Genomic DNA, 25,181 nt, shown 5'->3' on the forward strand with positions numbered 1-25,181 from the left:
GCTTTTAAGTAAAACTATAACATAACCCTTTATAAAAAGTCAGCTAACTTTTTTGATAGAAAAACGTATCTGTCGATTGAAAACCGTATTTTTCCGGATTGAAGATCTGTTCCGTGCTTCCGACAAACAAAACTCCCTTATTTTTCAGGCTGCCGCTGAACTTATGATAGATCTTCTCTTTTGCTTCCTCCGTAAAATAAATGAGCACATTGCGGCATACGATGATATCAAAATCTTTCTCATACGGATCAGCCAGTAAATTGTGCTTTTGAAAGCGGATGTTTTTCCTGATTTCGTCTTTGACGGCAAATCGGCTTCCGTCTTGCGTAAAATAAAGTTCCTTCATCTCTTTCGGCACTTCCTGCAGAGATCTTTCCTGATATACGCCTTCTTTCGCCTTCGCAAGGACTTTGTCATCGATATCTGTTGCGATGATCTGATAGTCTAAGAGGCCTTTCTGTCTGCTTAAGATCATCGATAATGTGTACGGCTCTTCCCCGGTTGAACACGCCGCACTCCAAACTTTCAGCGTTTTCGCAGGCTTTAAAAGCGGCAAAATGGTTTTTTCGAGAACCTCCCACCTCTTATAGTTTCTGTAAAATTCTGAAACATTAATTGTCATCCTGTCCAGCGTTTCCTGCAGAAGAGCTTCATTCTTTTCTAAAGCGAGCGCAAACTCGCGGAAATCGCCGTATCCTTTTTTCTCATAAAGAGACGTCAGCCTTCTTTTCATTTGCGCCTCTTTGTACAATGCCAAATCTACACCAGTCATTTTTTTCCATTTATCAACAAAGAAACTGTAATTGTCCATGTTTTCTCTCCTAATCGTCGTGCTGATATGAGTACAATTATAGCTTGTTTTCTTTTAAATTTGTATCTTTAAAAAGAAAAAAGCCCGCCTCTCGCCGGCCGCGATTCTGTTCCATATAAAAAAATCAGCTTTTCAGCTGATTTTTAGTAAATCCATTGATTCATTAACTTCTCGTCTTCAACAAGTTCGTCCTCTTTAAAAAACAAGTTGATTTCGCGTGCTGCACTTTCAGGAGAATCTGAACCGTGAATGATATTTTTTCCGACAAACATGCCGAAGTCTCCGCGGATTGTACCTGGGAGCGCTTCCTTAGGGTTCGTCTTCCCGATCAGCTGTCTGGCGACCGCGATTGCGTCCTCGCCTTCCCACACCATGGCGAATACCGGGCCTGAAGTAATAAAGTCGACAAGCTCGCCGAAAAACGGTTTCCCGTTATGTTCTTTATAATGCTCGCCTGCCGTCTCTTCTGAGACCTTCATCAGCTTAGCTCCGATTAATTGTAAGCCCTTACGTTCGAATCTTAACAAAATTTCGCCGATCAGCTGACGCTGAACGCCGTCAGGTTTTACCATCACAAAGGTTTTTTCCATAGTCGATTCTCCACCCCGCTAATATGTATAGGCTTTCAACACTACAACAGAAATATAGCATTTTTCAAACAATTAATCAATAAAGGGTGGAGAATATTCATACTTTCGACTCATTTGACGTTTTTTAGAACTTTCGTTTACCGATGTATTTCGCAATTTGGCCCAGTGCCGTCCGCGCCCGGTTTTTCGGGAGTGTTTCAAGCAATTCGAAAGCCTTGTTCAAATACATTTCGCTGACTCTGAACGATTGTTCAATAGCATCCGTTTTCTTCAGCTCTTCGATCACTGGTTTGATCTGTTCCGGAGTCGTTTCACTATTGACCAGCATCAGGCGCGCTTTTAATTCAGGCGATTTCCGTGCATATAATACGGGAAGCGTGACATTCCCCTGAAGCAGATCACTGCCCACAGGCTTGCCAAGCTCTTTTTCGCTTGAGGTGAAATCGAGGATGTCATCAATAATTTGATAGGACATGCCGACATAATAGCCAAACCAGTACAACGTTTTATGAATGTTTTCACCCGCACCAGCAGCAATGGCGCCAAGCTGGCAGCTCGACGCGATCAAAAGGGCCGTCTTGCGCCTGATTCTCCTCAAATAGGTTCTGAGGTTTTGCTCCATATTATATTTATCTTTAATTTGTTCAATTTCTCCAAGACAGACTTCGACAATCGCCTTGGACAAGATTTCATGGGCCTTCGGTTCGTTTATTTTTGTCATCGCTTCAAGGGAGCGAGCGAACAAATAATCACCTGTATACATTGCAATCCGGTTATCCCACTTTGCTTTGATTGTCGGCTGTCCCCTTCTCAGCTCCGCATCATCGATGACATCGTCGTGTACGAGCGAAGCCATATGTATCAATTCCAGTGAAACGGCAACATTTTTAATTTTGTTGATGTCGTATTCACCGAACATGCCGGAAAGCAGGACAAACACAGGACGGATCCGCTTGCCTCCGGCCTGCAGCAAATGCAGGCTCGCTTCACTAAGCAATGGATAGTCGGAGTGTACGGTCTTTTCAAGCTCTTTTTCTATTAATTCAATATCGTCATTCAAAAAAGAATAAAACGTTGTCAATTTCATATCGATTCACCCGAGTATTTCTGTAGTCATCATCGCTTCCAGCCGACATGTGTAGCCGCTACACCGCCTGTGAACGGATGATATTGAACATTTTCTAATCCAGCCTCTTCAAACAACGCGGCAAGCTCTTTCATACCAGGAAATTCCCTGGCTGATTGCTGAAGCCATGAATACTCCTTAAAGCTTTTGGCAAAGAGCTTTCCAAACATGGGCATAATAAAACGGAAGTACAGGAAGTATAGCTGTTTAAACCCGAACATTTCAGGCTGGGACGTCTCAAGGCATACAACCTGGCCGCCGGGTTTTACCACGCGCGCCATCTCTTTTAACACGGTTAAATAGTCGGGAACATTGCGAAGCCCGAAGCCGATGGTGACATAGTCGAACGTATTGTCAGGGAAGGGCAGTTCCATCGCATTGCCGTGGATCAATTCGATCTGGCTGTAGCTGTCGGTCTTTTGTTCGGCGATGCTCAGCATGTTTTTGCTGAAATCAAGGCCCTTGATTTCCCCTGTCTCTCCGGCCGCATCAGCGAGCGCGATCGTCCAGTCTCCCGTCCCGCAGCAGACGTCAAGCGCTTTGGCCCCTTTTGGAACGTTCATGAGCCGCATCGTTTTGTCGCGCCATTTTTTATGCTGTTTAAAGCTGATGACGGAGTTCATCTGGTCGTAATTTTTATAGATCTTTTCAAACACGCCGTGTACGCGCTGTTCTTTTGACTGCACCATGATTACCCTTCTTCCACTTTCTGATGATAAGTTCGTTTTTCAGGCCGAATTTCCTGCAGGCGTTTCAGAAGCCATTTTTGAACGGCGGGCTTTTTGGCAAGCAACTGGTTGATTGCCAGCTTGGCTTCTTCGTAAGCCGCAGCAGCCAGCTGTCCGCATGAAGCCTGGCCTTCCGGAAACTCTTTCTGTATGATCGTCTCCAGCAGCCGGGAATCTGAAGCTTTTTCTTCGGCCGCAAACCTTTTAAACACAAGAAAGTCATTGGCGGCTGTTTTCCAGTGAGGCAGGTAAAAGTGGTCGGCGAGATGGTGAAAAAGTGCAGCTTCCACTATGCTGACGCTTTTTTTCAGGCTGTCTGCATCTTTTGCGGAATGGTCGTAAAGCCTGATTTTATGTTCGTTTATTTCTTTGATGGCCGCAGCGAGCGTCCGAATCATATAAATATCCTTCATACCCGATAACAGCGAGTAGTACATGCCGCTGAAATAATCACCGGCCAATACGGTCAGCTGGCGGTTTTTATAGTCGTCCTGCTTAATTGAAGCTGCGGTCGTGACTTCATCATGGGTATCAAGGGCTGTTTGAACAAGCATCGCCGTTAAGATATAACTTTCCTTGTCAGCTTCTTTTAAATCCGTTTCCTCAAACAGAGCGTAGAAAAGAAACAGCTTATCCTCATCAACTTTCGGCGCAGTCAAATGCTTCGCCAAATATGGATGTGAAAGCTTTTGATTCAGCTTGATTTTCAAATAAGATAATTGTCCGTAGATGTCTTGCAAAGATATCACCCTTGTCCCAAAATTCGCAGTTTTTCTTTTGATTGATTATGTATCTTTTTTGAGCGGAGAAAGTTTAATTATACCATAATATGTTGAAAGATATTGTTTTATGCCATGCGAACGGGCATAAAAAGCCCGGCTTTCTATTTTTTCGATTCGCTTTTCATCTCGCCGTTTGCCGTCTGAATAAGGGCCTCGCCCCGGACCTTGATCGCAGAGGTATGCTCGGTAAACTGGCAGATCATCACTTCTCCTTTATCAAGCTTTTCTGAATGATGAAATCTCGTGTCTGTACCCCTTGTCAGGCCGATCACATTGACGCCGTCTTCAACGGCTTTGATAACGACAAAATCATTCGATTGATTATTGGTCATGTTTATCGCACACCTTCTCATTTTTAATCATGATGTTTTGATAAGCTCCAACACCTCGGAGCGAGCGGCCACATCCTGTCTAAACGTTCCTCTTACAGCTGAAGTGACAGTTTTTGAACCCGGCTTTTTCACGCCGCGCATCGTCATGCACATATGCTCGGCTTCAACAACGACCATTACACCGTGCGGAGTCAGGGTTTCAACAATGCTGTCGGCAATTGTTGACGTAATCCGCTCCTGCAGCTGCGGACGCTTTGCCACCGCTTCAACGGCTCTCGCCAATTTGCTGAGCCCTGTCACTTTTCCCCCTTTAGGGATATAGGCTACATGGGCTTTCCCGTAGAAAGGAACTAAATGGTGCTCACACATTGAATAAAAAGGAATATCTTTAACAAGAACAAGCTCTTCGTGATCCTCTCCGAAAATCGTTTTGAAATGCTCTTTCGGATCTTCGTTTAAACCCGCAAATACTTCAGCGTACATTTTTGCGACTCTTTTCGGTGTGTCAAGAAGGCCTTCACGGTTCGGATCTTCTCCGATCGCCTCCAATATTTGCCAGACAGCTTGTTCAATTTGTTCTTTGTTGATTTCTCTCATTGTTTTATATCCTCCAGAAACGCATACATTTAATTCAGATTCTAGCACACTTCAGCTTATAAAAGCAAAATGAAAGGTTTTTTGCCGGCAAAATGTTTTCTGTCTGAAAAAAAGCCCTAAAATTATGAAAAGCCCCTTTGAAAAGGGGCTTTCCTGTGAAGAAACAACATTGGTATGTATTACGCGCGAAAACGGCATATACATACAATTATTTTCCTGCTACAGCGTCTTTAAGCGCTTTACCTGGTTTGAAAGCAGGTACTTTGCTTGCAGGGATTTCGATTTCTTCACCTGTTTGAGGATTGCGTCCTTTACGAGCTGAGCGCTCACGAACCTCAAAGTTACCAAAACCGATCAATTGAATTTTTTCACCGTTTTTAAGTGCATCTAAAATTGTATCAAAAACAGAATCAACTGCTTTAGTAGCGTCTTTTTTAGATAGTTCGCTTGCTTCTGCAACCGCATTGATTAGTTCTGTCTTGTTCATGCCTTTCACCTCCTCCCAAAAGGTATCAATCAATAGATTATCATCATTTCTTCACAGTTCAACCTGTTTCTATACCTGTTTGAACAGAAATTTCAAATAAATATAGAAAAGGCATTTCACGGCTTTCAGTGAAAATTTCACTTTGAGAGGAACGTTTGTCCAGTAAAGTGAAGATTTTCTGTTTGTAGATTAACACATCTGAATAGCCATATCAAGCATTTTAAAGCGATGATCCCTTATTCGTCAAGGTTTAAGCAGAATGAAACGAACAAATATTCCTGTTTTTCCTTTTTTAATCATAATCTTTCCTCTATTTCCAGCAGCTTGCCCCTGCCGCCCCAACCCCTTTCATCGCGCCCGTTCAGCCTGTTTCATGCATGAAAAAAAGACCTCCCGTATGATAAGAGGCCTTCCCTTTTATAAGATGATCGCAATCAAGCCGCCTGAGCCTTCATTGATGATGCGCTCCAGCGTCTCTTTCAGCTTATATCTTGCATTTTCAGGCATGAGTGACAGCTTTGCCTGAATCCCTTCTCTGACGATGGAGCTCAGGCTCCTTCCGAATATGTCGGAATTCCAGATTGACAGCGGATCGTCCTCAAAGTCCTGCATTAAATAGCGGACAAGCTCCTCGCTCTGCTTCTCTGTTCCGATGATCGGCGCAAACTCGCTTTCCACATCGACTTTGATCATATGAATCGACGGCGCCACCGCTTTCAGCCGGACTCCGAATCTTGAACCCTGTCTGATGATTTCCGGTTCATCCAGGCTCATATCGGTTAATGCGGGAGCAGCGATTCCATAGCCGGTTTGTTTCACCATTTTCAACGCATCTGATACTTGATCATATTCGGTCTTGGCATGGGCAAAATCCTGCATGAGCTGGAGGAGGTGATCCTTTCCTCTGATTTCAACGCCGACGACTTCCCTCAAAATTTCATCGTACAGGTAATCCGGCGCGTATAAATCGATTTCCGCTATCCCCTGGCCCATTTCAATTCCGGCGAGGCTTGCGCGCTCGATAAAATCGAATTCACTGAAGTGTCCGACAACGCGGTCAACATCTCTCAGTCTTTTAATATCTTTAACGGTTTCTTTAACGGAATCTTGATAGTTTTCCCTGAGCCAATGATTCTCTTTTAATACCATGACCCAGCTTGGAAGGTTGACGTTGACTTCGAGTACAGGGAATTCGTAAAGCGCTTCTCTGAGAACGCTCAGAACATCCGCTTCCCTCATGCTTTCAACGCTCATCGCCAGCACCGGAATGTCGTACTTTTCCATCAATTCTTGCCTGAGCGCTTCTGTTTCCGGATGATACGGTCTTACGGAATTGATGACCATGATAAACGGTTTTCCAACCTCTTTTAACTCGTCGATCACCCGTTCCTCAGCCTCGACATAATCCTGTCTGGCGATTTCTCCAATCGTGCCGTCAGTCGTAATCACAACACCGATGGTGGAGTGTTCTTGGATGACTTTTCTCGTGCCGATTTCGGCAGCTTCATGAAACGGAATTGGCTCTTCATACCAAGGAGTATTAATCATTCTCGGCCCGTTTTCATCCTCGTATCCCTTTGCCCCGGGTACAGTATAGCCGACACAGTCGACAAGCCTTATATTCACATCGAGTCCGTCACTGACATGAACTGACATCGCCTGATTCGGAACAAACTTCGGTTCAGTTGTCATAATGGTTTTGCCAGCGGCACTTTGGGGGAGCTCATCTTGTGCGCGCGCCCGGTCTGCTTCATTGTTGATATTCGGGAGCACCACTAGCTCCATAAATTTTTTGATAAACGTAGATTTTCCTGTACGTACAGCTCCTACGACACCTAAGTATATATCGCCTCCTGTTCGTTCAGCGATATCCTTGAAAATATCGACCTTTTCCAAGTGATCCCCTCCCGGACTTCCAATCCTTTTCAATTTTTTACTTCTTCATCAATCAAAAACAGGACACTATAGTGTATGACGTTGTCCTATTTCAATATGACAGCTTAGGGAAATTTTTTCGGCATACATGAAAAAACCTTTCTCCTCATTGTATGCTGAGGAGAAAGGTTCATGACTGATACTTGCATTTTGACCGATATTCTATTCGAGAAAAACAGGTTCCTGTTTGTCATTCACTGTATACTTTACCGAAAACGCCGGAACAAAAGGCGTCTCTTCCCACATCAAATCCTGGACTTCCTCGCCCGGCTTTAACGTTTTTTTCGACTGCTTCATCAGTTTGGCCAAATCCATCCGGTAATCCACTTGAATGTCGCCTTTTTCATCGACGAGAAGCGGCAGCGAGGTGCCCGAAAGCGGACTCGTGACAGAAGGAGCCTCTTTCAGTCCGAGCTTTTCATGGTCAAGCATGAATAAGTTCTTGGATACGACTTTTTTATACGGCGGATACTTGTGCTGATCTTTATACATTTCGACCCGAAGCTTTAACTCCCTGATCATTTCCGACATTTTTACATCAATGAGCTTGACCGTCGGCTTTTTTTCCACATCGACAAGAACGTACAAGTACTCTCCGCCGTTTTCATAGGAAGTGCCCGGCGGCTCAGCCATATACCGGGGGGACAGCCTGTTAAAATCGATAGGGTATTTTTGATAGATTGGCACGCCCATATCCCTTGTCTTAATCGGCAGAAGCCCTCCCGTCGCCTCCCTGAATTCATCAACGGCCGCCTGCACTTCTTTGAGCTGGTGCTGATACGGTGCGCTGTTTTTCGCCTTTCTTTCTTCAGGGTACAAACAACCGCTTAACATAATTGCGGTCAATAAAGTAGCGAGCAGAACGTTTACGATTTTCATATGAATCTTCCTTTTTTATGCATTATTCGTTGACGGGACCGCTGAAGACGACAAAAAAGACGATCACGCCGGAGATAAGCATACATGTGTAGGCGACAAACGACGTGATAATTTTTAAAACACGGTTTTTAAATTTATATCTGCTTATGTATATCGCAATCACCGCTAAGAACATCAGGCCCATTGATCCTAAGGCAAACCACATTTTTAACAGACCGACATTCACATTGAAGCCCTCCTTCTACCTTTTCTTGTGATGTAAGCGTTATATTTCATTTTATATAAGAAAAACCAGAAGTTCAACAGCTTTTCCAATATTTCGAAACGGAAAAAACCGCAAAAAAAAGCCTGAAGCAAAGAGGGGGGCTTTGCTTCAGGCATAATGATTGTGACTATATAACCCAATTGGTAAGATACAGCTCTTCCAGACTTCGATTCTATTTTATGCAAGTCTTCGGACAAATGTATCCTCTCTTGCCTAAGTCTCCAAAATGTTTCGGTTTTTTAAACGAACTTAGAGGAGAGTATTAAAGCAGTTGGTGATGGGGTGGTCATTTCATTTGATTTTCGAATGTGTTCACAAGATCTTCCATCTCGTGTGTTTTGACTCTTGCCATCAATGATTCGACTGCCGTCTCCACTTTTTCGCCGTCAAACAATACTTTGTGCAATGCTTCGGTGATCGGCATTTTCACAGCAAATTTCTGTGAAAGCTGATAAGCGGCTTTTGTCGTGCGGACCCCCTCAACGACCATCCCCATTTCTTCCAGAACTTCATCCAGTTTGAAGCCTTTACCCAGCATATTACCGGCCCGCCAATTTCGTGAATGGACGCTTGTGCAGGTGACGATCAAATCACCGATTCCCGTAAGTCCCGAGAATGTCAGCGGGTTTCCGCCCATTTTTGTGCCGAGTCGGGCGATTTCCGCCAAGCCCCTTGTAATCAGCGCGGCTTTCGCATTATCTCCGTATCCCAAACCGTCTGTAATGCCCGCGGCAAGCGCGATGACGTTTTTCAGCGCACCGCCGATCTCTACGCCGATCATATCCGGATTGGTATACACGCGAAAATTCTGATTCATAAACATATCCTGGATCGCCTGTGCCGATTCAATGCTGCTGTCGGCAGATACGGTTACTGTCGTCGGGTGCCTTAAACCGACTTCTTCCGCATGGCTCGGTCCGGACAAAACGACGATGTCCTCCCTTAATTCAGCCGGAATTTCTTCTTTCATCATTTCAGAAATGCGAAGCAGTGTGTCAGGCTCAATTCCTTTTGAAACATGTACAAAAATCGCCTTTTGGTTGATGAAGGAAACAACCTGTGCCAGAACTTCGCGGATCGCTTTTGTCGGAACGGCGACAATGATCGTCTTGACATCTGCCACTGCAGCTTCAAGATCTGTTGTGGCACGCACGTTTTCAGAAAGTTTGACACCCGGCAGATAATCTTTGTTTTCATGATGTTCATTGATTTGCTGAATCAGTTCTTCACGATGGCCCCATATGCACACATCGTACTGGTTGTCCGCCAAAACGAGCGCCAAGGCTGTTCCCCAGCTTCCGGCTCCCAAAATCGATACTTTTGTCATTTTTACTACACCTCTTTATTTTCTTGCTCTTGCGAAAATCCTGATTGGTGTTCCTTCAAATCCGAAGGCATCGCGTATCCGGTTTTCCAAAAAGCGTTCGTAAGAAAAATGCATCAGCTCAGGGTCATTGACAAATACGACAAATGTCGGCGGCTTCACAGCCACTTGTGTCGCATAATAAATTTTTAAGCGGTTTCCATTATGCGTCGGCGTCGGGTTCATAGCCACTGCATCCATAATGATATCATTAAGAATATTGGTCTGCACCCTCATCGAATGGTTTTCACTTGCCGTCATGACCGCAGGCATCAGCGTATGGATGCGCTTTTTCGTCAAAGCGGACATAAACAAAACAGGCGCGTAATCCAAAAATTGAAAGTGATCTCTAACTTTTTCTTCAAATTCTTTCATCGTCCGTTCGTCTTTTTCGACTGCATCCCATTTGTTTACGACAATGACAACGGCTTTTCCTGCTTCATGCGCATAGCCGGCAATTCGCTTGTCCTGCTCAATGATGCCTTCTTCGCCGTCCAGGACGACGCAGACGACTTCTGAACGGTCGATCGCCTTTAAAGCTCGGAGGACGCTGTATTTTTCAGTTGCCTCATACACTTTTCCCTTTTTTCTCATCCCGGCTGTATCAACGATGACAAAGTCTCTTTGATTGTATGTAAACCTCGTGTCAATGGCGTCGCGCGTCGTTCCCGCAATATTGCTGACGATAACGCGCTCTTCTCCAAGCATGGCGTTTACAAGAGAGGATTTTCCGACGTTCGGCCGGCCGATGAGGCAAAATTGAACGACCTCATCCTCATACTTCGTCTCAGGTATGTTTTTAAAATGTTCACTGACCGCGTCAAGCAGATCGCCGAGACCGAGGCTGTGCGTCCCTGAAATCGGGTACGGCTCGCCAAAGCCGAGGGCGTAAAAATCGTAAATGTCTGCTCTCATTTCAGGATTATCCACTTTATTAACCGCCAGAACGACGGGTTTTTTTGTACGGTATAAAATTTTTGCCACTTCTTCATCAGCAGCCGTGACGCCTTCGCGGCCGTTCGTCATGAAAATAATTACATCTGCTTCTTCCATGGCGATCTCGGCCTGATGGCGAATCTGCGCCAAAAACGGCTCATCGCCGACTTCGATTCCGCCTGTATCAATCAGGTTGAAGTCGTGATTCAGCCACTCAGCAGAACTGTATATCCGATCCCGCGTCACGCCAGGTGTATCTTCCACAATCGAAATTCTTTCGCCCGCGATCCTGTTAAAGATCGTGGACTTTCCCACATTGGGTCTTCCAACTATGGCTACGACAGGTTTTCCCATAGTACCCTTCCTTTCAATTCAGTAAAGCTTTTCCATCTTTAAATGAATGATCATTTGTTTCTCTTTTCAAAAAATCAGTTTGAAGAAAGAAACCCTTCTTATTCCATGCAGAAGGGCTTAACTCATATATTATATCAATTTCTAAAGAGATCACAACTGTAATTAAAAATGTTTCACAATCAAATAAAGGTCATCTCCTATCCCGTGGGCGATTCCGTCGAGAATGGCTTCAAGGTTTTTCGCGTACGTGTTCATTTCCTCGCGGGTGTCGCAGAAAAATGCAGCCGTCCCGCCGATCACCCGGTCTCGCCTTGTTGTGACGACGGCGAGAATGAATTTTTCGATTGATTCGCTCATTTTATCACCTTGCTGTGCTTTTCTTTAATGAATTCCATCGGTATGCGGATGGCGTTTTCCAGCGTCGGAACATCGCCGATCACCCTGATCGCAGTCTCCTTATCCTTGATGACCGGAAGGACAAAAACCGCGACCCGCCCGTCATTCAAATCCCTTTTCGCAAGCGGCGAAAGAGAGGGCTCTCCAGAATCTCGATACACGCCGAGCACATTGGAAACGTCAAATAAAATCGCTTGCCTTTGCCCGAGGTTGGCAATCGTCACTGCAGAATTAAAATTTTTCGGTTTCAAAATAAAACCCATGCCATGTTCCAAAATCAGCTTCTGCTTTTCAGGAAGCCCGATATTCATAATGTAAATATTGTCGACATAAAGTCCGGCCCCTTCAAAATGAGGCTTTTTATACTCTATATCGACGATATCCTTAATAAAGCTTCCGGACATTAAAATCCTGCCTGCGATAAAACAGATCAAAGCAGCAGCAAGGCCTGCCCATACCGATGAAAACAGAATGTATGCGAGGGTCGTCAGGAGCGATGTGAAAATGACAATGTAATTTCTGCTTTCAAAGGCGATCGCGATTCCTTCGATATACGTGCTGCCTCTTGAAACGAGTTCATAGCCGTCAAGCTGCGTCAATGTTTCCCGTTCCATATTCCGGACATCTCTGAATTGAGTTGCAGCCAGCGTTAAAAACGTAATCGCTGTATAATCCGATTTCAAGATCGACGGAATAATGATCGCTCCAATGCTGGCAGCGATCAAAGCCAGCGCAATATGTATCGTTTTCCCATGAAGATAAGTGGGGTACTGGCGGTAGTCGGTTCGGAGTATGTACACTCTGACAACAATACCGGCGATAATTCCCAAGATGATCGGATAAGTATATTGGCTCATGACATTTTTGCTGCTCCTTTATTCAATCGCTTCCATTTATGATAGACCTGATGCATCAGCCGTTCATACTGGGATATTCCGTAAACGAGAACGATACCCGCAGCGCACATTGACAGCCAGGAATAACCGCCCGCTGCAATGTCTCCATAAAGCTTTCTGATGACGAATGTGTACAAGAGCTCCCCTTGGCACATCCCGAGCACAAACAGCCCGAGACGGGCGGCGAAGCTTCTTTCAAAAGCCGCCGTCATGATGACAAACAGGATGATGATCAGCCATTCAGGCTTTAGGATAAACCAAACAGGGTCATATAATGCAAACAGAAACAAAAAACCGTAGGCAGACACCATCGAGAGCTGAAGCAGCAGCCGCTTAAAGCTTTTATGAAGCCTCAAATAACCGCACAGCATGAAGGCTCCCATATAAAACGACAAATAGGCGGCATTAAAATACAGAAAGAGCTGAACCTGATACATACTTAACATGATGTTGAGCAGAATAAATGCTGACGCATAAAAACGAAAGCTGTTTTTCTCAAGGATAAAAGTCGTCAACACCCATAAAAACCACATTGACCAATAATAATAGAATTCTTCCATATGTTTTCGTCCTCCATTTTCAGTATGGAGTGACTTGAGATTTTTTAAACATCTGATAAGGAGGGAACAGCGTGGGAAAAGACAGACAGGAAAAGAAGCTGATACAGCAGAAGCGAACCGAATCCGACCGTGACCAGTCCATCAGCTACAATGGTGCCGCCTCTCTTGAAAGCGCGGAGGACGCGCGGAAGCGAAACCCGTAAAAAAACCGGCTTATGAAAAGCCGGTTTTTTTAACGCTTGCTGTAAACAAAGGGGTCAACACCCCTCGCTTTCAGCCAATGATATGTATCGCCCTTGATGACGAGCGGTGCTTTTTTCAACTGTTCAATCGTCCTGCATCCCAAGACGGTCATGATCCTTTTGAAATCTTCGATCAGGCTCTCGATTTCGGCGGCTAACGCCTCTTCTCCCGAAGCTGTCAGCACTTGGAGAAAATAGCCCGCCATCCCTGCCGCAGACGCTCCCAGCGCTATCGATTTAGCCAAATCAAGGGCATCTTGAATGCCTCCTGATGCGATAATCGGCTGATCGCCGAACAGAGAGCTGACTTCGGCCAGGCTGGCAGCTGTCGATATACCCCATTGATCGAAAAACTCAACCGCTTTATCTCTGCGCAAATTTTCGATTTTCGAAAAATTCGTTCCCCCGAAACCGCCGACATCGACCGCCTGAACGCCGGCGTTAAAAAGCCGGGCTGCGGTATCCCTGCTCATCCCAAAGCCCACTTCTTTTACGGCGACCGGTACGCTGACATTTCGGCAAATGTCTTCAATCCGGCGCAGGCGTCCTGTAAAACTGCGGTCGCCTTCAGGCATGACGATTTCCTGAATCACATTGAGATGAATTTGAAGCATGTCGGCTTCAATCATGTCGACCGCCCGCTTTGCCTGATCCACTGTCGCTTCGCTCCCCAAATTGGCGAATACAAGCCCCTTCTGATTTTCTTTTCTGACAATCTCGTATGAAGGACGCTCATCAGGATCTTTCAAAGCCGACATTTGCGAGCCGACAGCGACCGGTATGCCTGTTTGTGCAGCCGCCCTCGCTAAAGCCCTGTTGATCTCAAACGTCGCCTTCCCGCCCCCGCCTGTCATCGCATTGATAAAAATAGGCGAACTTAAAAACAGTTCGCCTATTTTGGTTGAAGTATCAACTTGTGACAATTCCGTTTCCGGAAGGCTGACGTGAACAAACGTGATATCATCAAGCCCGGTCTGACGTTTCTGTCCGGTTGACAGGGCATGATCAATGTGTTCTTTTTTTCTTTTTGCTCGCGTCACCATTATCACCAAATTTTACTTTAATTTATTCAGTTTGTCTCCGATCATTTCACCAAGCTGGAATCCTGAAGACTCTTCCTTCGCCTGGTACTGACGGTAATCTTCCTGCTCTGCTTTATCGGCGTTTTCTTCAAGCTCTTTCATGCTTAAAGAAATGCGCTCTTCCTCTTCATTGACGTCAAGAACTTTCACTTTTACGTCCTGGCCTTCCTCAAGCACTTCATGAGGCGTTCCGATGTGTTTGTTAGAGATTTGCGAAATGTGAACGAGGCCTTCAACTCCAGGAAGCACTTCGACAAATGCACCGAAGCTCACCAAGCGCTGAACTTTTCCGTCCAATACGTCTCCAGGCTTCACTTTTTCACCGATGTTGGACCAAGGTCCAGGAAGCGTTTCTTTGATTGATAGCGAAATCCGTTCATTGTCGCGGTCGACGGACAGCACTTTGACTTTGACATCCTGGCCTTCTTCGACGACATCTGACGGTTTTTCAACGTGTGAATGCGAAAGCTGGGAGATGTGAACAAGACCGTCAATGCCGCCGATGTCAACGAAAGCACCGAAGTCTGTCAGGCGCTGGACTTTTCCTTCAAGCACCTGTCCGGCTTCCAGCGTTTGAAGAAATTCCTGTTTTCTTTCTGACTGCTTTTTTTCAACAACCGCACGGTGTGATAAAATCACGCGGTTTTTATCTCTGTCAAGCTCAACGACGATTAAAGTCAGCGTCTTTCCTTTATAATCTGTAAAATCTTCAACAAAATGCGCCTCTACAAGCGATGCCGGAATGAATCCGCGCACGCCGATATCGACGACCAGACCGCCTTTGACGACGTCTTTTACTTCGGCTTCAAACACTTCTTTTGACTCAAACTTTTTCTCTAGGTCTTCCCAAGCGCGGTCTGCATCAACAGCACGTTTTGATAAAATCAATGCATCGTCTTCCACTTTTGTCACTTTTAATTCAAGCTCATCGTCTACATTGACGACATCTGATGCTTTTTCAACATGAAGACTTGATAATTCACTGATTGGGATAATTCCGGTTTGCTTGCAGTTGGGGATGTCAACATCGACATGCTTGTCCTCAACTTTCGTTACAATACCTTTCACCACATCTCCAACCTCTGGTACTTGAACATCAATTTGATTCATTTCCTCTGTCATTTCAATAACCTCCTTGGTCCAAACCTACACAGCTTTTGTAAAAACGGTTATTCCGGACGAAATGATATCCGATCCGGACAGCCGATATGTATTAAAGAACCATTCAAAAATGGATATTTGAATGTTCTAAAACATGATTTATTATTACTAACTTCTAATAAAAGCCTGTGTTTGTCAAGTCAAAACATGCAGACAATAAGTAATTTGCCCGGATTTTTTATTTTTGAGCCTTTTTGTCTACAACCTGCAGGATTTTTTCGGCCACCTCATCGATCGTCAATGAGGTTGTGTCGATTTCAAGCGCATCGTCCGCTTTTTTCAACGGTGAAATCTCGCGTTCTGAATCGAGTTTGTCACGGCGCCGGATTTCTTTTGCAAGCGTTTCATAGTTTACATTGTACCCTTTTTTGACGTTTTCTTCAAAGCGGCGTTTTGCCCGCTCTTCCACGGACGCCAAGAGAAATATTTTCACTTCCGCATTCGGGAGAACGTGGGTTCCGATGTCGCGACCGTCCATGACGACGCCGCCTTTTTCAGCTAGCTGCTGCTGCCTTTTCGTCATTTCTTCGCGGATCCCGGCGTGTTTGGCGGCGATCGAGACTTGGTTGCTCACGTCATCCGTGCGGATCGCCTCTGTTACATCTTCGCCTGCGATATAAACCTTCTGTTCTCCTTCAGGCGAAACCGTGAGATCGATGGCAGATTTTTTTAACAGGGCCGTCAGCGCCGTTTCGTCGGTTAAATCAACGCCCTTTTTCAGCGCTAAATACGTAATCGCCCTGTACATGGCACCGGTATCAATATAAATATACGACTTTTTTCTGGCCACGATTTTCGCCACGGTGCTTTTTCCGGCTGCCGCAGGGCCGTCTATTGCAATGCATAATTTCTTTTCCATAATTCCTCTCCTTGCTATCTGGTACTCCTTATAGGATTGTATCATGTATTAGGCGAAAAAGGGGAGATTTTAGCGTGAATTACGGCTTAAATGTCTCGATCCATTCGCCGATTTTCATGTTGTTCACGCCTTCATACTGTACGACCTTTGACAGATAAGGCTCAGCCTTGGAGAAATGAAAAAGAAGCTGCACGCTGATTAAAATGACCGCCTGTACGACGAGAATCTTAAATAATAACCGTTCGATTGTTTTCATATCTTTCCTCCGCTGCCCGGAAAGTTTATGGCCCCGGGCATGTATAATTTTCACCGGCGGACGCGCCGCCCATACGTTCAGTATGGAAATGTTTACAGCGAATTATTCCGAATGCTAAAAAGGAAAAGGCATGTTATCGCCTTTTCCCTCTGATCTATCGTTTTACAAGTCGTTATATATCGGTTCTGCACTTTTCATTTTTTGGACCTTCTCTTCCGTGCCGTCTTCGGTATTGATAAACATGCGGAATGTATCGTTTTCAATCGTGCCGAGAATTTCGTAGCAGAGCACTTCTTGTGAAAGCTCATTCGTGACTAAAGCAAGGCGCGTCTCCTGAACTTTCACGTTGGGATTCAGGCTTGCTTTCGCTTTATCAAGCGTTAATTTCGGCTTCGGCAAGTCTCTTTTTTTATGTGAGATTAAGAAATCCTTTGCATTAAATCCGGTAATCTCGCCGTCGTCAAGTGCGACCTTGATGCGGATGCTGTCCGGATAAAGCCAGACATCGTCCTGGACCGGAACAAATGAAAATACGCCGACGCCGTCGTATTGCGAGCTTTCATCCATCTTCAAGTCTTCGGTTTTATAGCCGTTTTTTTTCAAAAATTGAAGGGCTTTGTTCGACGCATCGTTTAGGCTGATTTTTTCATCTTTAATTTTTTTGTTTTGGATCAAATAAACCGGATATCCGCCTTTTTCGGTAATGTCCATATAAATATCCGCTTTTTGATCAGGGTCCTGCATGCTGATGCTGTATACATCCCTGTTCGTTTTTTTGCCGCTTTTCGACACTTTGATATTGTAATTTTTGTCCTGAGCGAATTTTTGGGCAATCTTGCGCGCTTCTTTTTCGGTTATTCTTTTGCCTTGTAAATGGTCGTACCCTTGCTGCTCTTTTTTCGTGTTCGTCATCTCTGTCGCGCCTAAATCTGTATCCGAAAATGCACTTGCGCTTTTTTCAACGGTTTTAAATCCATTAATAATCGTATTGTCGCTCTGTTTTTGGCCGGACGCGAGCGCAAGCTCTACATCCATCCATCTCAAATTTTTGTCAATAATCAAATGCTGGACATTACGCAGTTCATTTTGTATATCCTTCGAATTTTCATATAGCTGATTTAAAGAAGCGTATTCTTTTTTATTGAGCGGCTCTTTGTCAAGGTCGCGCACGGCTGCTTTGTAGCTGAAATCTCCGACCTTTGCCAAAAACTCTTCAGTCTTGTTAAACGGCATTAAGGTCAGCGGCAGCTGGCTGACATTGTTATGCGCCTCAGAAGTCGTTTTCCAGACTTCCGCCAAAGCGGGAGACAGCGTTTTTTTGCTGTTCATCGCAAGCGTGCTCCCGATTTTATCATGCAGCTGATCCACCTGATAAGTTAAGTCGTGAAATGCCCTTTGATAGTTGTTTTCGGCATGAAGCAAAACGGCGTCTTTCTCCTGATGTTCTTTATAGCCCCAATAGCTTGTTCCGACGATGGCGACACCTAAAAGGGCGATTAAAATTCCTCTGATCATTTATAGCACCTCGCTTTTATTCACAGAAAATGTGTTTACCGATCCTTTTAATTTGAGGTCTGCCCCAAATCCATGAGCTAGTGGCCGTGTCAGGGTTAAAATAGTAAGTGGCACTTTCTGATGGGTCCCAGCCATTGATGGCGTCAAGAACGGCTTTTTTCGCCGTTTCATCCGGCGTCATATAAATCTGTCCGTCCGCGACAGCTGTAAATGCAAGCGGTTCAAAGATAACGCCCGCCACCGTATTCGGGAACGTAGGGCTGTTGAGCCTGTTTAATATAACAGCTGCAACGGCAACCTGGCCGTCATACGGTTCTCCGCGCGCTTCACCGTAAACCGCTTGTGCCAACAGGTTGATGTCGTTGTTCGAGAAGCCGCCCGGCATGTTGGCTGCAACGGCATCCTGTTTTTTAGGCGCGTCTTGTTTCGGTGCAGCCTTTTGCTGCGCTTGTTTTTTCGGCTGTGCAGGAGCGGCCTGCTGCTGTTGCTGCGGCTGTTGTTGGGCAGTGCCCTGTTGTTGTGCACCCTGCTGCTGTCTTGCTTCCGCCTTTTTTCGCGCCTGCTGCTGCACTTCTTTTGAAGGCTTCGTCTGATACTTCAGCGGCAGCCCGCCGTAATGTGTAAATTGGTTTCCTTTTCGAAGCTGTCTGTGCACGTAGTCGCTGTAATATTTAGTATGATTGATTAAAAATCGTTTTGTTTTCGGCCCGACCAGGCCGTCTGTATCCTTTAAGCCGAACTGATTTTGGAAATTGCGGACGGCCCAGTATGTCGCCCACCCGTATACTCCGTCAATTCTGCCATTGTAATAGCCGTTGTATTGAAGCCTTGCCTGCAGTTCAATCACATCATCCCCTGTCGCCCCCCGCTGTATTACCTGTTCAGAAAAGGCAGCGCTTTTTTGACTGAATGGAAGTGAAAGACTGGTTGCCATAATGGTACATAAAATGACATTCAAACAAAAAGAACCTTTCGACTTCATGTTTTAAGCCTCCTCCAGCATTTTTGTAACCATATCTTTTGTAGCGAGGCAGATTTTATACACGCTTTCCTTTCTGTTTCATCTTTAGGCAAATATGCCTGACAAGAAAAATAAAAAACCGCCCTTTTACAGGGCGGCTATTGCTGAAGGGGCTGTCCACCGGTTTTGACGGAACGGGCTTTTTTTGCTTTGCGCAAGCCGAACCACCAAAGAAACGCCATAAAGGGCAGCATAAAATAGATCCAGTTTTTTAAGGCTAGCAGAATATAATCGTAGAGACCGTGAAGCAAAGCCGGAACAAAAAGCGAGCATAACAGCCATTTCATCTTTGTTTTGCTTGCCGAAAAACGGGCTTTGCCGATGTAAAAGCCCATGATCACTCCGAATAGGGCATGGCTGGAAACCGGAAGCAAAGCGCGCATAAAGGCGTACTCCACCCCGTTCCCGATGAGATACAATATATTTTCAAGCGTCGCAAACCCCAATGAAAGGCTTGTCCCGTATACGATTCCGTCATAGTGTTCATCAAAGTCGATATGCTGAAAAGTGCTGACCATCAGCAAAAACCATTTTAAAAATTCTTCCAAAAAGCCTGAAGTTAAAAACGAAACGACAAAACTGCCCTCAGAAATGTGTTCTTTTTCCAATACATATTGGATAAACATCGTCGGAAAAACGAGCAAAACCCCCAGTATAAAAAGGCGGATAACCATATGAATGGGCTCGGATTCAAATTTTTCCTTTAAGTAAAAATATATTAACAGTGCAATTCCGGGAGCTAAGCCTGCTGAGATAATTCCGAACATGAGGAAACCTCTTTCCTTTTCATCTCATTCTATCCTACCATGATTCGGATTGTTTTGAAATTGAAAAAGAACAGGTCGCCTAGTAGCAGAATTTGTCTTTTATGCCTTCTTCATAGCTTGCAAGAAGGACGGCGAGTTTCATTCTCGCTTTTTTGCTGTCATAATCCTTGCCTAAGATGACCCCTTTTTTCGCCAGGTCATAGCTGCTGCCTGCATAGTCATAGGTCGTATAAACCTCGCCTTCCTCTGCGCTCGTCGTGATGACGATATATACTCCCTGGTTTAATGCTTGTTCAATATCGCCCATCATATTTGGCGGCACCTGTCCCCTGCCAACTCCCTCAAGGACAATTCCTGCGACACCCTCGCGGACGGCGGCTCTGATAAACTTGCCGTCTCCATCTAGATAGCATTTGACGATATCCACTTCAGGAAGCGGTCTTTGCAGCTGATGAACATCCCGCTTTAACGGCTTTTGATAGACGTATACTTTATCATTATCAATAATCCCTAAGTAACCGAAGCCGAATACGTCAAAACCCTGCAGATTCGAAGCGTGCACTTTTTTAACGTAGCGCGCGTTAAAGATCCTCTCGTTAAAAACAACGACCGTGCCGGCTCCTTTTATATCCGGGCTGCACGCTGTATAAACGGCGTGCCTGATATTTGTATATGCATCTGTGCCTTGCTGCTCGGGGGCCCGCTGTGAACCTGTGACAACGACCGGCCTCTCGTCCTGCAAGGTTAAGTCCAAAAAATAAGCGGTTTCTTCAAGCGTGTCCGTACCATGCGTCACAACCGCACCGTCATAGCTGCTGTCCTGAAACACGCGTTCGACGGTTTGTTTGAGCTCTAGTAAATGCTGAAATGTAATATGCATACTCGGAAGCTGAAACGCCGGATAGACATCGATCCGGACATCTTCCGGCAAGCTGCACATTTCGGCTAATTCAGGACCGCTGATCGCCCCTGCCGCTAGCCGGCCGCTTTCGGTTTTCCGGCTGGCGATCGTGCCTCCCGTAGTAATAAGAGCTACTTTCTTTTTCATGTTAGGCTGCCCCTTTTCTGTTGATCTGTGTGCCGATAAAAAAGAGAGCACATCTATATATAGAATATGCTCTCTTTTGCCTGATCCAAATCATAAAATATCCGGTTTTTATATCCGTTTTGCAATTTCAGCTGCAATTAAGCCGCCGTGAAAACGGCCGTTTTCAATAAAGATTTCATTTGCGTTATTCCCGGCCGCAATAACGCCGGCGATGAAAATACCTTCTTCGTTCGTCTCCATCGTTTCTTCATTAAAGAAAGGACGGCCCGATTCCGCGTCAATTTCGACTCCCATTTTTTGAAGGAAGCCGTGATCAGGGTGATAGCCTGTCATGGCGAATACAAAATCATTTTTGATCCTGTTCTCTTTTCCGTCGACAGAAAAAATCAGCCCGTCTTCCGTAATTTCTTTGACGACTGCCCGGAATTCCATTCTGATTTTTCCGTGCTTGACAAGCGAAAGGAATTCCGGAAGGATCCACGGTTTGATGCTCGAGGAATATTCGTTCCCTCTGTACAGCACGGTCACTCTTGCGCCCGCTTTAACGAGCTCCATCGCCGCGTCGACGCTTGAATTTTTGCCGCCGATAACCGCAACATCTTTATCAAAATAAGGATGAGCCTCTTTAAAATAATGAAATACTTTCGGAAGGTCTTCTCCCGGGACGTTCATATAGTTCGGGTTGTCATAATAACCCGTTGCGATAACGCAAAATGAAGACAAATACGTATCCTTTGATGTTTCCACGATAAATTGGTTATTCTCTGTTTTTGTTACGGATTGAACTTTCTCAAACGCGTTGATCCGCAAATTTTTCCGCTTGGCGACTTCCCTGTAATAAGAAAGCGCCTGATTTCTGACCGGCTTGTGATTTTCAGTAATAAAAGCCACATCGCCAATCTCCAGTTTTTCGCTTGAGCTGAAAAAGGTTTGGTGTGTAGGATATTGATAAATGCTGTTGACGATGTTTCCTTTTTCAATGACGAGTGCATCTATTCCGATCTCTTGCATGTGAATAGCTGCTGAAAGCCCGCAGGGGCCGCCGCCGATAATGATCACTTTTTCTTCTTTCATGTTCCGTTCATCTCCTGTCATATCCGGCAAATCAAAAAATCTCCTATTTTATGATAGGAGATTTTTTGGGTTGTTGCAAATGTTTGAGCCTATATCCAGCCTCTGAAGCGGGATGCTTCCGCCATCTTGCGGACGCCGACCATATAGGCGGCAAGCCTCATGTCAATTCTGCGGTTGTGCGCCATTTCGTAAATATTGTTGAACGATTTGACCATCATTTTTTCCAAACGTTCTTCAACTTCTTCTTCAGTCCAGTAGAATCCCTGGTTGTTTTGCACCCACTCAAAATAGGATACGGTTACACCGCCGGCGCTTGCCAGCACGTCAGGGACAAGAAGAATGTCGCGGTCGGAAAGAATTTTCGTCGCTTCGAGCGTCGTCGGGCCGTTGGCTGCTTCGACAACGATCTTCGCCTTGATGTTATGGGCGTTTTCCGCGGTAATTTGATTTTCTATTGCAGCCGGCACCAGAATGTCGCATTCCAGCTCCAGCAGTTCTTTGTTTGTAATGGTGTCATTAAACAGCTTTGTGACCGTTCCGAAGCTGTCCCGGCGGTCAAGCAGATAATCGATGTCAAGCCCTTCAGGATCATACAGGCCTCCGTATGCATCAGAAATGCCGACAATCTTTGCACCTGCGTCATACATGAATTTCGCAAGGTAGCTTCCCGCATTTCCGAACCCCTGCACGACGACAGAAGCTCCCTCAATGTCGATGTCTTTCTTTTTCGCCGCCTCTTTAATGCAGATTGTAACCCCTTTTGCTGTCGCAGATTCTCTGCCGTGAGAACCACCTAAAACGAGCGGTTTGCCGGTAATGAATCCCGGCGAGTTGAATTCGTCGATTCTTGAATATTCGTCCATCATCCATGCCATGATTTGAGAATTGGTAAATACATCAGGAGCCGGTACGTCTTTTGTCGGTCCGACAATTTGGCTGATCGCCCGAACGTACCCTCTGCTTAAACGTTCCAGTTCAGGAAAGGACATATCCCGCGGATCACAGATGATCCCGCCCTTTCCGCCTCCATATGGAAGGTCGATGATGCCGCATTTCAGACTCATCCAAATAGAAAGCGCTTTAACTTCTTTTTCTGTAACTCCCGGATGAAAACGGATGCCGCCTTTTGTCGGCCCTACTGCATCATTGTGCTGGGCTCGGTAGCCCGTAAAAATCTTAACAGATCCATCGTCCATACGAACCGGAATTTTCACCGTTAAAAAACGGATCGGTTCTTTTAGTAATTCATACACCTCTTCAGGATACCCCAATTTTTCAAGCGCCTTATGTATCACCGTTTGCGTTGATTTCAAAACGTCATGTGTGTTTTCTTCAGTATGACCGGTGTTTTGATCGGCTACCATTATAAGTTAACCTCCTAAAGTCTTTCTGGCATGTTGTCCTTTCAGAGAATAGTATACACCCTTGCACTAATCATGCAAAGAACAATCAACCATTTTTCGTGAAAATATTCAAGAAAAATCTTTTTTGTTATATTCTTATTTTCGGCAGAAAAAAACTGCTGTTTAACACAGCAGAATATCTTTTTTGAATGCGGGCTATTTGAAGTATCTCTGAATGGTCTGAATGGCATTGTTGTCCATGATTTTCTTTCCGTATTCCTGAAGCCTGTAAATCGTTAAAGTCGTCGGATTTCCATATTCGGCTAAAATCGAAATCACGCCGTCAACCTCATGGGAGTCAAAATCGTCAAGACTTAAGAAATACCTGCCCTCGTAGTGGTAGACTGTCCCGCCTTGAATACCGATGCGGTCCAAATTTTTGGAAAGTTCAATCAGATGCTCAAACGTTTGAAATTCATATATAATGTCAACACTCTCGCCAAGTTTGACTTGCATTTCAATATAGTCCTCATCATACTCATTATCGTCTTCATCTGTTTCCTGATTTTTTGTGACAATGATGACCATTCCTTGTGCTTGAAGAGAATACACTTCAACAGCAATTGGGCCATTTGCTTCGAACCCGAGCTCTGTATTCGCTTCGTTCATCATGTCTTTAAACAGCTGCTGAACCTTAAATGAGTCTTTCCAAAGGTCTTCTTTCGTCAGCCCCCGGTCTGTCAGATCGTCAAGTGTCAGAAAGATTTTGATCTTATTATAATTTAGACGCTCAAGCCGCATAACGTTCCCTCCTGCCTCTTCTTGCACACATCATATATCTTATTATATGGAGATGATGAGTCATAGGTTCTTAATTTTGATACCAGTTTACACTGTGTTTAGGCGGAAGACAAGCACAATGCCGCCTTTTCGTTTCTTTTCAGTGAAAAAGCATCAGTTTCCTTCCATGCGGGGTCCCGGAACCAGCTTGATCAGATGGGTTTCCGGCCTCGCTCCCAGCCGCAGAGGAAGCTTCGACGTTCCATAACCGTTGCTGATCAAGTACGGAGCCTTGTAAACGGTACCGGTTCCTCCGATTTCACAGAGCCCGAATCTGCCGAAGCGAATCTGTCCTCCGTGGGTATGACCGCTCAATATCAGGTCAATACCGTCCGCCTCCTGTATTTGATGATGAATTTCCGGATTATGTGACACGAGGATAGTCGGAAAGCCCGGCTGCACGCCGCCGAGAGCTGCCGGGTAATCATCCAATTCGAGTCTGATGTCATCCACTCCGCAAATATTGACGGCTTGTCCATGATGATCATGCAAAACCGAAGCATTGCGCAGAGGCGTTACGCCGTATGTCTTGAAAATTTCCTGGAGCCTTTCCTGATCAACTTCGTAATCGTTATTCCCCCATACAAAATACGTTTTTCCCAAACTTGAAAGCCTTTTGATATTTTCTTCAATTCTCGTATAAGGGACGCCGCCCTCCGCTAAGTCGCCACCGATGATGACGAGTTGAATCCCGCGTTCTTTCACTTCACGAATAATGTCTTCACTGACTGTCCGCCTATGAATATCTGAAATAAAAAAGACATTCAATTCCCTATTCAGGCGTCTGAGTGAAAATTCAGCCTTCAACAGCCGGTTTTCACGCGCAATGGCTGACATTTTCCACACTAAAGCAGCAAGACCGATGAAAGCGGCCGAAGCCAGACTGAGCCAATAGATCATGTGCATTCTCCAATCTGTTTTGTTTATGATAAGACG

The 25,181-nt window shown here is 45.2% G+C and carries 29 protein-coding genes; 1 reads left to right on the forward strand and 28 read right to left on the reverse strand.

The annotated features are described in order from the left end of the window. Window positions 1–43: 43 nt before the first annotated feature. From BTA31_RS14265 to BTA31_RS14345, 16 genes are all read right to left on the reverse strand, one after another. Window positions 44–811 carry a CheR family methyltransferase gene (locus BTA31_RS14265; RefSeq protein ID WP_076792623.1) on the reverse strand — a complete coding sequence of 256 codons (768 nt, stop codon included), beginning with the start codon at window positions 809–811 and terminating at the stop codon, window positions 44–46. A 143-nt stretch (window positions 812–954) separates the two neighbouring features. Further along, the gene (gene ndk / locus BTA31_RS14270) at window positions 955–1,401 is read right to left on the reverse strand and encodes a nucleoside-diphosphate kinase (RefSeq protein WP_003182994.1); all 447 of its coding nucleotides are present in this window, start codon (window positions 1,399–1,401) and stop codon (window positions 955–957) included. A gap of 124 nt (window positions 1,402–1,525) precedes the next feature. Beyond that, on the reverse strand, window positions 1,526–2,488 hold the full coding sequence (hepT, locus tag BTA31_RS14275) for a heptaprenyl diphosphate synthase component II (protein ID WP_043928824.1): 963 nt from the start codon (window positions 2,486–2,488) through the stop codon (window positions 1,526–1,528). 29 nt (window positions 2,489–2,517) lie between these two features. After that, on the reverse strand, window positions 2,518–3,216 hold the full coding sequence (locus BTA31_RS14280) for a demethylmenaquinone methyltransferase (RefSeq protein WP_076792625.1): 699 nt from the start codon (window positions 3,214–3,216) through the stop codon (window positions 2,518–2,520). Between the two features lie 2 nt (window positions 3,217–3,218). Continuing rightward, entirely contained in the window at window positions 3,219–3,995 is a 777-nt protein-coding gene (locus BTA31_RS14285; protein ID WP_043928826.1) for a heptaprenyl diphosphate synthase component 1, read from the reverse strand. Window positions 3,996–4,138: 143 nt separating this feature from the next. After that, a complete protein-coding gene (gene mtrB / locus BTA31_RS14290; RefSeq protein ID WP_011198073.1) occupies window positions 4,139–4,369 on the reverse strand; it encodes a trp RNA-binding attenuation protein MtrB in 231 nt (76 codons plus the stop codon). 27 nt (window positions 4,370–4,396) lie between these two features. Continuing rightward, complete coding sequence (gene folE, locus BTA31_RS14295) at window positions 4,397–4,966, reverse strand: GTP cyclohydrolase I FolE (protein WP_076792628.1); 570 nt, start codon at window positions 4,964–4,966, stop codon at window positions 4,397–4,399. Window positions 4,967–5,174: 208 nt separating this feature from the next. Next, on the reverse strand, window positions 5,175–5,453 hold the full coding sequence (gene hbs, locus BTA31_RS14300; RefSeq protein WP_003183006.1) for a non-specific DNA-binding protein Hbs: 279 nt from the start codon (window positions 5,451–5,453) through the stop codon (window positions 5,175–5,177). A gap of 417 nt (window positions 5,454–5,870) precedes the next feature. Further along, the gene (gene spoIVA / locus BTA31_RS14305) at window positions 5,871–7,349 is read right to left on the reverse strand and encodes a stage IV sporulation protein A (RefSeq protein ID WP_003183009.1); all 1,479 of its coding nucleotides are present in this window, start codon (window positions 7,347–7,349) and stop codon (window positions 5,871–5,873) included. A 201-nt stretch (window positions 7,350–7,550) separates the two neighbouring features. Further along, complete coding sequence (locus tag BTA31_RS14310) at window positions 7,551–8,267, reverse strand: hypothetical protein (protein ID WP_076792631.1); 717 nt, start codon at window positions 8,265–8,267, stop codon at window positions 7,551–7,553. A 22-nt stretch (window positions 8,268–8,289) separates the two neighbouring features. Then, window positions 8,290–8,493, reverse strand: coding sequence for a DUF2768 domain-containing protein (locus tag BTA31_RS14315; protein ID WP_043928829.1), 204 nt, complete (start codon window positions 8,491–8,493; stop codon window positions 8,290–8,292). A gap of 325 nt (window positions 8,494–8,818) precedes the next feature. Further along, complete coding sequence (locus BTA31_RS14325) at window positions 8,819–9,859, reverse strand: NAD(P)H-dependent glycerol-3-phosphate dehydrogenase (RefSeq protein WP_076792636.1); 1,041 nt, start codon at window positions 9,857–9,859, stop codon at window positions 8,819–8,821. 15 nt (window positions 9,860–9,874) lie between these two features. Beyond that, on the reverse strand, window positions 9,875–11,185 hold the full coding sequence (der, locus tag BTA31_RS14330; protein ID WP_076792639.1) for a ribosome biogenesis GTPase Der: 1,311 nt from the start codon (window positions 11,183–11,185) through the stop codon (window positions 9,875–9,877). A gap of 162 nt (window positions 11,186–11,347) precedes the next feature. Continuing rightward, the gene (locus BTA31_RS14335) at window positions 11,348–11,542 is read right to left on the reverse strand and encodes a capping complex subunit for YIEGIA (protein ID WP_076792641.1); all 195 of its coding nucleotides are present in this window, start codon (window positions 11,540–11,542) and stop codon (window positions 11,348–11,350) included. Continuing rightward, window positions 11,539–12,438, reverse strand: coding sequence for a YIEGIA family protein (locus tag BTA31_RS14340; protein ID WP_076792644.1), 900 nt, complete (start codon window positions 12,436–12,438; stop codon window positions 11,539–11,541). Before BTA31_RS14340 ends, BTA31_RS14335 begins: the two co-directional genes overlap by 4 nt. Beyond that, a complete protein-coding gene (locus tag BTA31_RS14345; RefSeq protein WP_076792647.1) occupies window positions 12,435–13,037 on the reverse strand; it encodes a YphA family membrane protein in 603 nt (200 codons plus the stop codon). The genes BTA31_RS14340 and BTA31_RS14345 overlap by 4 nt, the downstream gene beginning before the upstream one ends. Window positions 13,038–13,108: 71 nt before the next feature. On the opposite strand from BTA31_RS14345, the gene BTA31_RS14350 reads away from it, so the two are divergent. Then, entirely contained in the window at window positions 13,109–13,240 is a 132-nt protein-coding gene (locus BTA31_RS14350; protein WP_076792650.1) for a YpzI family protein, read from the forward strand. Window positions 13,241–13,269: 29 nt separating this feature from the next. Here BTA31_RS14350 and fni read toward each other — a convergent pair whose 3' ends face one another. From fni to BTA31_RS14405, 12 genes are all read right to left on the reverse strand, one after another. After that, window positions 13,270–14,319 (reverse strand): type 2 isopentenyl-diphosphate Delta-isomerase, encoded by a 1,050-nt coding sequence (fni, locus tag BTA31_RS14355; RefSeq protein WP_076792847.1) that lies wholly within the window; start codon window positions 14,317–14,319, stop codon window positions 13,270–13,272. 15 nt (window positions 14,320–14,334) lie between these two features. Further along, entirely contained in the window at window positions 14,335–15,483 is a 1,149-nt protein-coding gene (gene rpsA / locus BTA31_RS14360; RefSeq protein WP_043927968.1) for a 30S ribosomal protein S1, read from the reverse strand. A 217-nt stretch (window positions 15,484–15,700) separates the two neighbouring features. Further along, window positions 15,701–16,381, reverse strand: a complete 681-nt coding sequence (cmk, locus tag BTA31_RS14365; protein WP_076792652.1) for a (d)CMP kinase — start codon at window positions 16,379–16,381, stop codon at window positions 15,701–15,703. Between the two features lie 79 nt (window positions 16,382–16,460). Then, a complete protein-coding gene (locus BTA31_RS22865; RefSeq protein ID WP_023857462.1) occupies window positions 16,461–16,637 on the reverse strand; it encodes a YpfB family protein in 177 nt (58 codons plus the stop codon). A 162-nt stretch (window positions 16,638–16,799) separates the two neighbouring features. Then, window positions 16,800–18,152 carry a germination protein YpeB gene (gene ypeB / locus BTA31_RS14370; RefSeq protein ID WP_076792655.1) on the reverse strand — a complete coding sequence of 451 codons (1,353 nt, stop codon included), beginning with the start codon at window positions 18,150–18,152 and terminating at the stop codon, window positions 16,800–16,802. Between the two features lie 16 nt (window positions 18,153–18,168). Then, complete coding sequence (gene sleB, locus BTA31_RS14375; RefSeq protein ID WP_375844483.1) at window positions 18,169–19,086, reverse strand: spore cortex-lytic enzyme; 918 nt, start codon at window positions 19,084–19,086, stop codon at window positions 18,169–18,171. A gap of 185 nt (window positions 19,087–19,271) precedes the next feature. Next, window positions 19,272–19,940 carry a glutamic-type intramembrane protease PrsW gene (prsW, locus tag BTA31_RS14380; RefSeq protein ID WP_076792661.1) on the reverse strand — a complete coding sequence of 223 codons (669 nt, stop codon included), beginning with the start codon at window positions 19,938–19,940 and terminating at the stop codon, window positions 19,272–19,274. A 79-nt stretch (window positions 19,941–20,019) separates the two neighbouring features. Beyond that, window positions 20,020–20,988 (reverse strand): asparaginase, encoded by a 969-nt coding sequence (locus tag BTA31_RS14385; protein ID WP_076792663.1) that lies wholly within the window; start codon window positions 20,986–20,988, stop codon window positions 20,020–20,022. Between the two features lie 108 nt (window positions 20,989–21,096). After that, window positions 21,097–22,062: a YpdA family putative bacillithiol disulfide reductase gene (locus BTA31_RS14390; protein ID WP_076792849.1), complete on the reverse strand. Its 966-nt coding sequence runs from the start codon at window positions 22,060–22,062 to the stop codon at window positions 21,097–21,099. Between the two features lie 89 nt (window positions 22,063–22,151). Then, window positions 22,152–23,426 (reverse strand): Glu/Leu/Phe/Val family dehydrogenase, encoded by a 1,275-nt coding sequence (locus BTA31_RS14395; protein ID WP_043926775.1) that lies wholly within the window; start codon window positions 23,424–23,426, stop codon window positions 22,152–22,154. 195 nt (window positions 23,427–23,621) lie between these two features. Beyond that, window positions 23,622–24,206 carry a genetic competence negative regulator gene (locus BTA31_RS14400; protein ID WP_043926776.1) on the reverse strand — a complete coding sequence of 195 codons (585 nt, stop codon included), beginning with the start codon at window positions 24,204–24,206 and terminating at the stop codon, window positions 23,622–23,624. 153 nt (window positions 24,207–24,359) lie between these two features. Then, window positions 24,360–25,145, reverse strand: coding sequence for a metallophosphoesterase (locus BTA31_RS14405; RefSeq protein ID WP_043926777.1), 786 nt, complete (start codon window positions 25,143–25,145; stop codon window positions 24,360–24,362). Between the last annotated feature and the right edge of the window lie 36 nt (window positions 25,146–25,181).

Origin of the sequence: Bacillus haynesii (genome assembly GCF_001969855.1) — a bacterium.
Classification (GTDB): Bacteria; Bacillota; Bacilli; order Bacillales; family Bacillaceae; genus Bacillus; species Bacillus haynesii.

What these genes read in the sequence shown, in the direction of transcription:
- BTA31_RS14265 (WP_076792623.1), bottom strand. Translation starts at nt 811, where the DNA reads ATGGACAATTACAGTTTCTTTGTTGATAAATGGAAAAAAATGACTGGT.
- ndk (WP_003182994.1), bottom strand. Translation starts at nt 1,401, where the DNA reads ATGGAAAAAACCTTTGTGATGGTAAAACCTGACGGCGTTCAGCGTCAG.
- hepT (WP_043928824.1), bottom strand. Translation starts at nt 2,488, where the DNA reads ATGAAATTGACAACGTTTTATTCTTTTTTGAATGACGATATTGAATTA.
- BTA31_RS14280 (WP_076792625.1), bottom strand. Translation starts at nt 3,216, where the DNA reads ATGGTGCAGTCAAAAGAACAGCGCGTACACGGCGTGTTTGAAAAGATC.
- mtrB (WP_011198073.1), bottom strand. Translation starts at nt 4,369, where the DNA reads ATGACCAATAATCAATCGAATGATTTTGTCGTTATCAAAGCCGTTGAA.
- folE (WP_076792628.1), bottom strand. Translation starts at nt 4,966, where the DNA reads ATGAGAGAAATCAACAAAGAACAAATTGAACAAGCTGTCTGGCAAATA.
- hbs (WP_003183006.1), bottom strand. Translation starts at nt 5,453, where the DNA reads ATGAACAAGACAGAACTAATCAATGCGGTTGCAGAAGCAAGCGAACTA.
- BTA31_RS14310 (WP_076792631.1), bottom strand. Translation starts at nt 8,267, where the DNA reads ATGAAAATCGTAAACGTTCTGCTCGCTACTTTATTGACCGCAATTATG.
- BTA31_RS14325 (WP_076792636.1), bottom strand. Translation starts at nt 9,859, where the DNA reads ATGACAAAAGTATCGATTTTGGGAGCCGGAAGCTGGGGAACAGCCTTG.
- der (WP_076792639.1), bottom strand. Translation starts at nt 11,185, where the DNA reads ATGGGAAAACCTGTCGTAGCCATAGTTGGAAGACCCAATGTGGGAAAG.
- BTA31_RS14335 (WP_076792641.1), bottom strand. Translation starts at nt 11,542, where the DNA reads ATGAGCGAATCAATCGAAAAATTCATTCTCGCCGTCGTCACAACAAGG.
- BTA31_RS14340 (WP_076792644.1), bottom strand. Translation starts at nt 12,438, where the DNA reads ATGAGCCAATATACTTATCCGATCATCTTGGGAATTATCGCCGGTATT.
- BTA31_RS14345 (WP_076792647.1), bottom strand. Translation starts at nt 13,037, where the DNA reads ATGGAAGAATTCTATTATTATTGGTCAATGTGGTTTTTATGGGTGTTG.
- rpsA (WP_043927968.1), bottom strand. Translation starts at nt 15,483, where the DNA reads ATGACAGAGGAAATGAATCAAATTGATGTTCAAGTACCAGAGGTTGGA.
- cmk (WP_076792652.1), bottom strand. Translation starts at nt 16,381, where the DNA reads ATGGAAAAGAAATTATGCATTGCAATAGACGGCCCTGCGGCAGCCGGA.
- BTA31_RS22865 (WP_023857462.1), bottom strand. Translation starts at nt 16,637, where the DNA reads ATGAAAACAATCGAACGGTTATTATTTAAGATTCTCGTCGTACAGGCG.
- ypeB (WP_076792655.1), bottom strand. Translation starts at nt 18,152, where the DNA reads ATGATCAGAGGAATTTTAATCGCCCTTTTAGGTGTCGCCATCGTCGGA.
- sleB (WP_375844483.1), bottom strand. Translation starts at nt 19,086, where the DNA reads ATGGCAACCAGTCTTTCACTTCCATTCAGTCAAAAAAGCGCTGCCTTT.
- prsW (WP_076792661.1), bottom strand. Translation starts at nt 19,940, where the DNA reads ATGTTCGGAATTATCTCAGCAGGCTTAGCTCCCGGAATTGCACTGTTA.
- BTA31_RS14385 (WP_076792663.1), bottom strand. Translation starts at nt 20,988, where the DNA reads ATGAAAAAGAAAGTAGCTCTTATTACTACGGGAGGCACGATCGCCAGC.
- BTA31_RS14390 (WP_076792849.1), bottom strand. Translation starts at nt 22,062, where the DNA reads ATGAAAGAAGAAAAAGTGATCATTATCGGCGGCGGCCCCTGCGGGCTT.
- BTA31_RS14395 (WP_043926775.1), bottom strand. Translation starts at nt 23,426, where the DNA reads ATGGTAGCCGATCAAAACACCGGTCATACTGAAGAAAACACACATGAC.
- BTA31_RS14400 (WP_043926776.1), bottom strand. Translation starts at nt 24,206, where the DNA reads ATGCGGCTTGAGCGTCTAAATTATAATAAGATCAAAATCTTTCTGACA.
- BTA31_RS14405 (WP_043926777.1), bottom strand. Translation starts at nt 25,145, where the DNA reads ATGATCTATTGGCTCAGTCTGGCTTCGGCCGCTTTCATCGGTCTTGCT.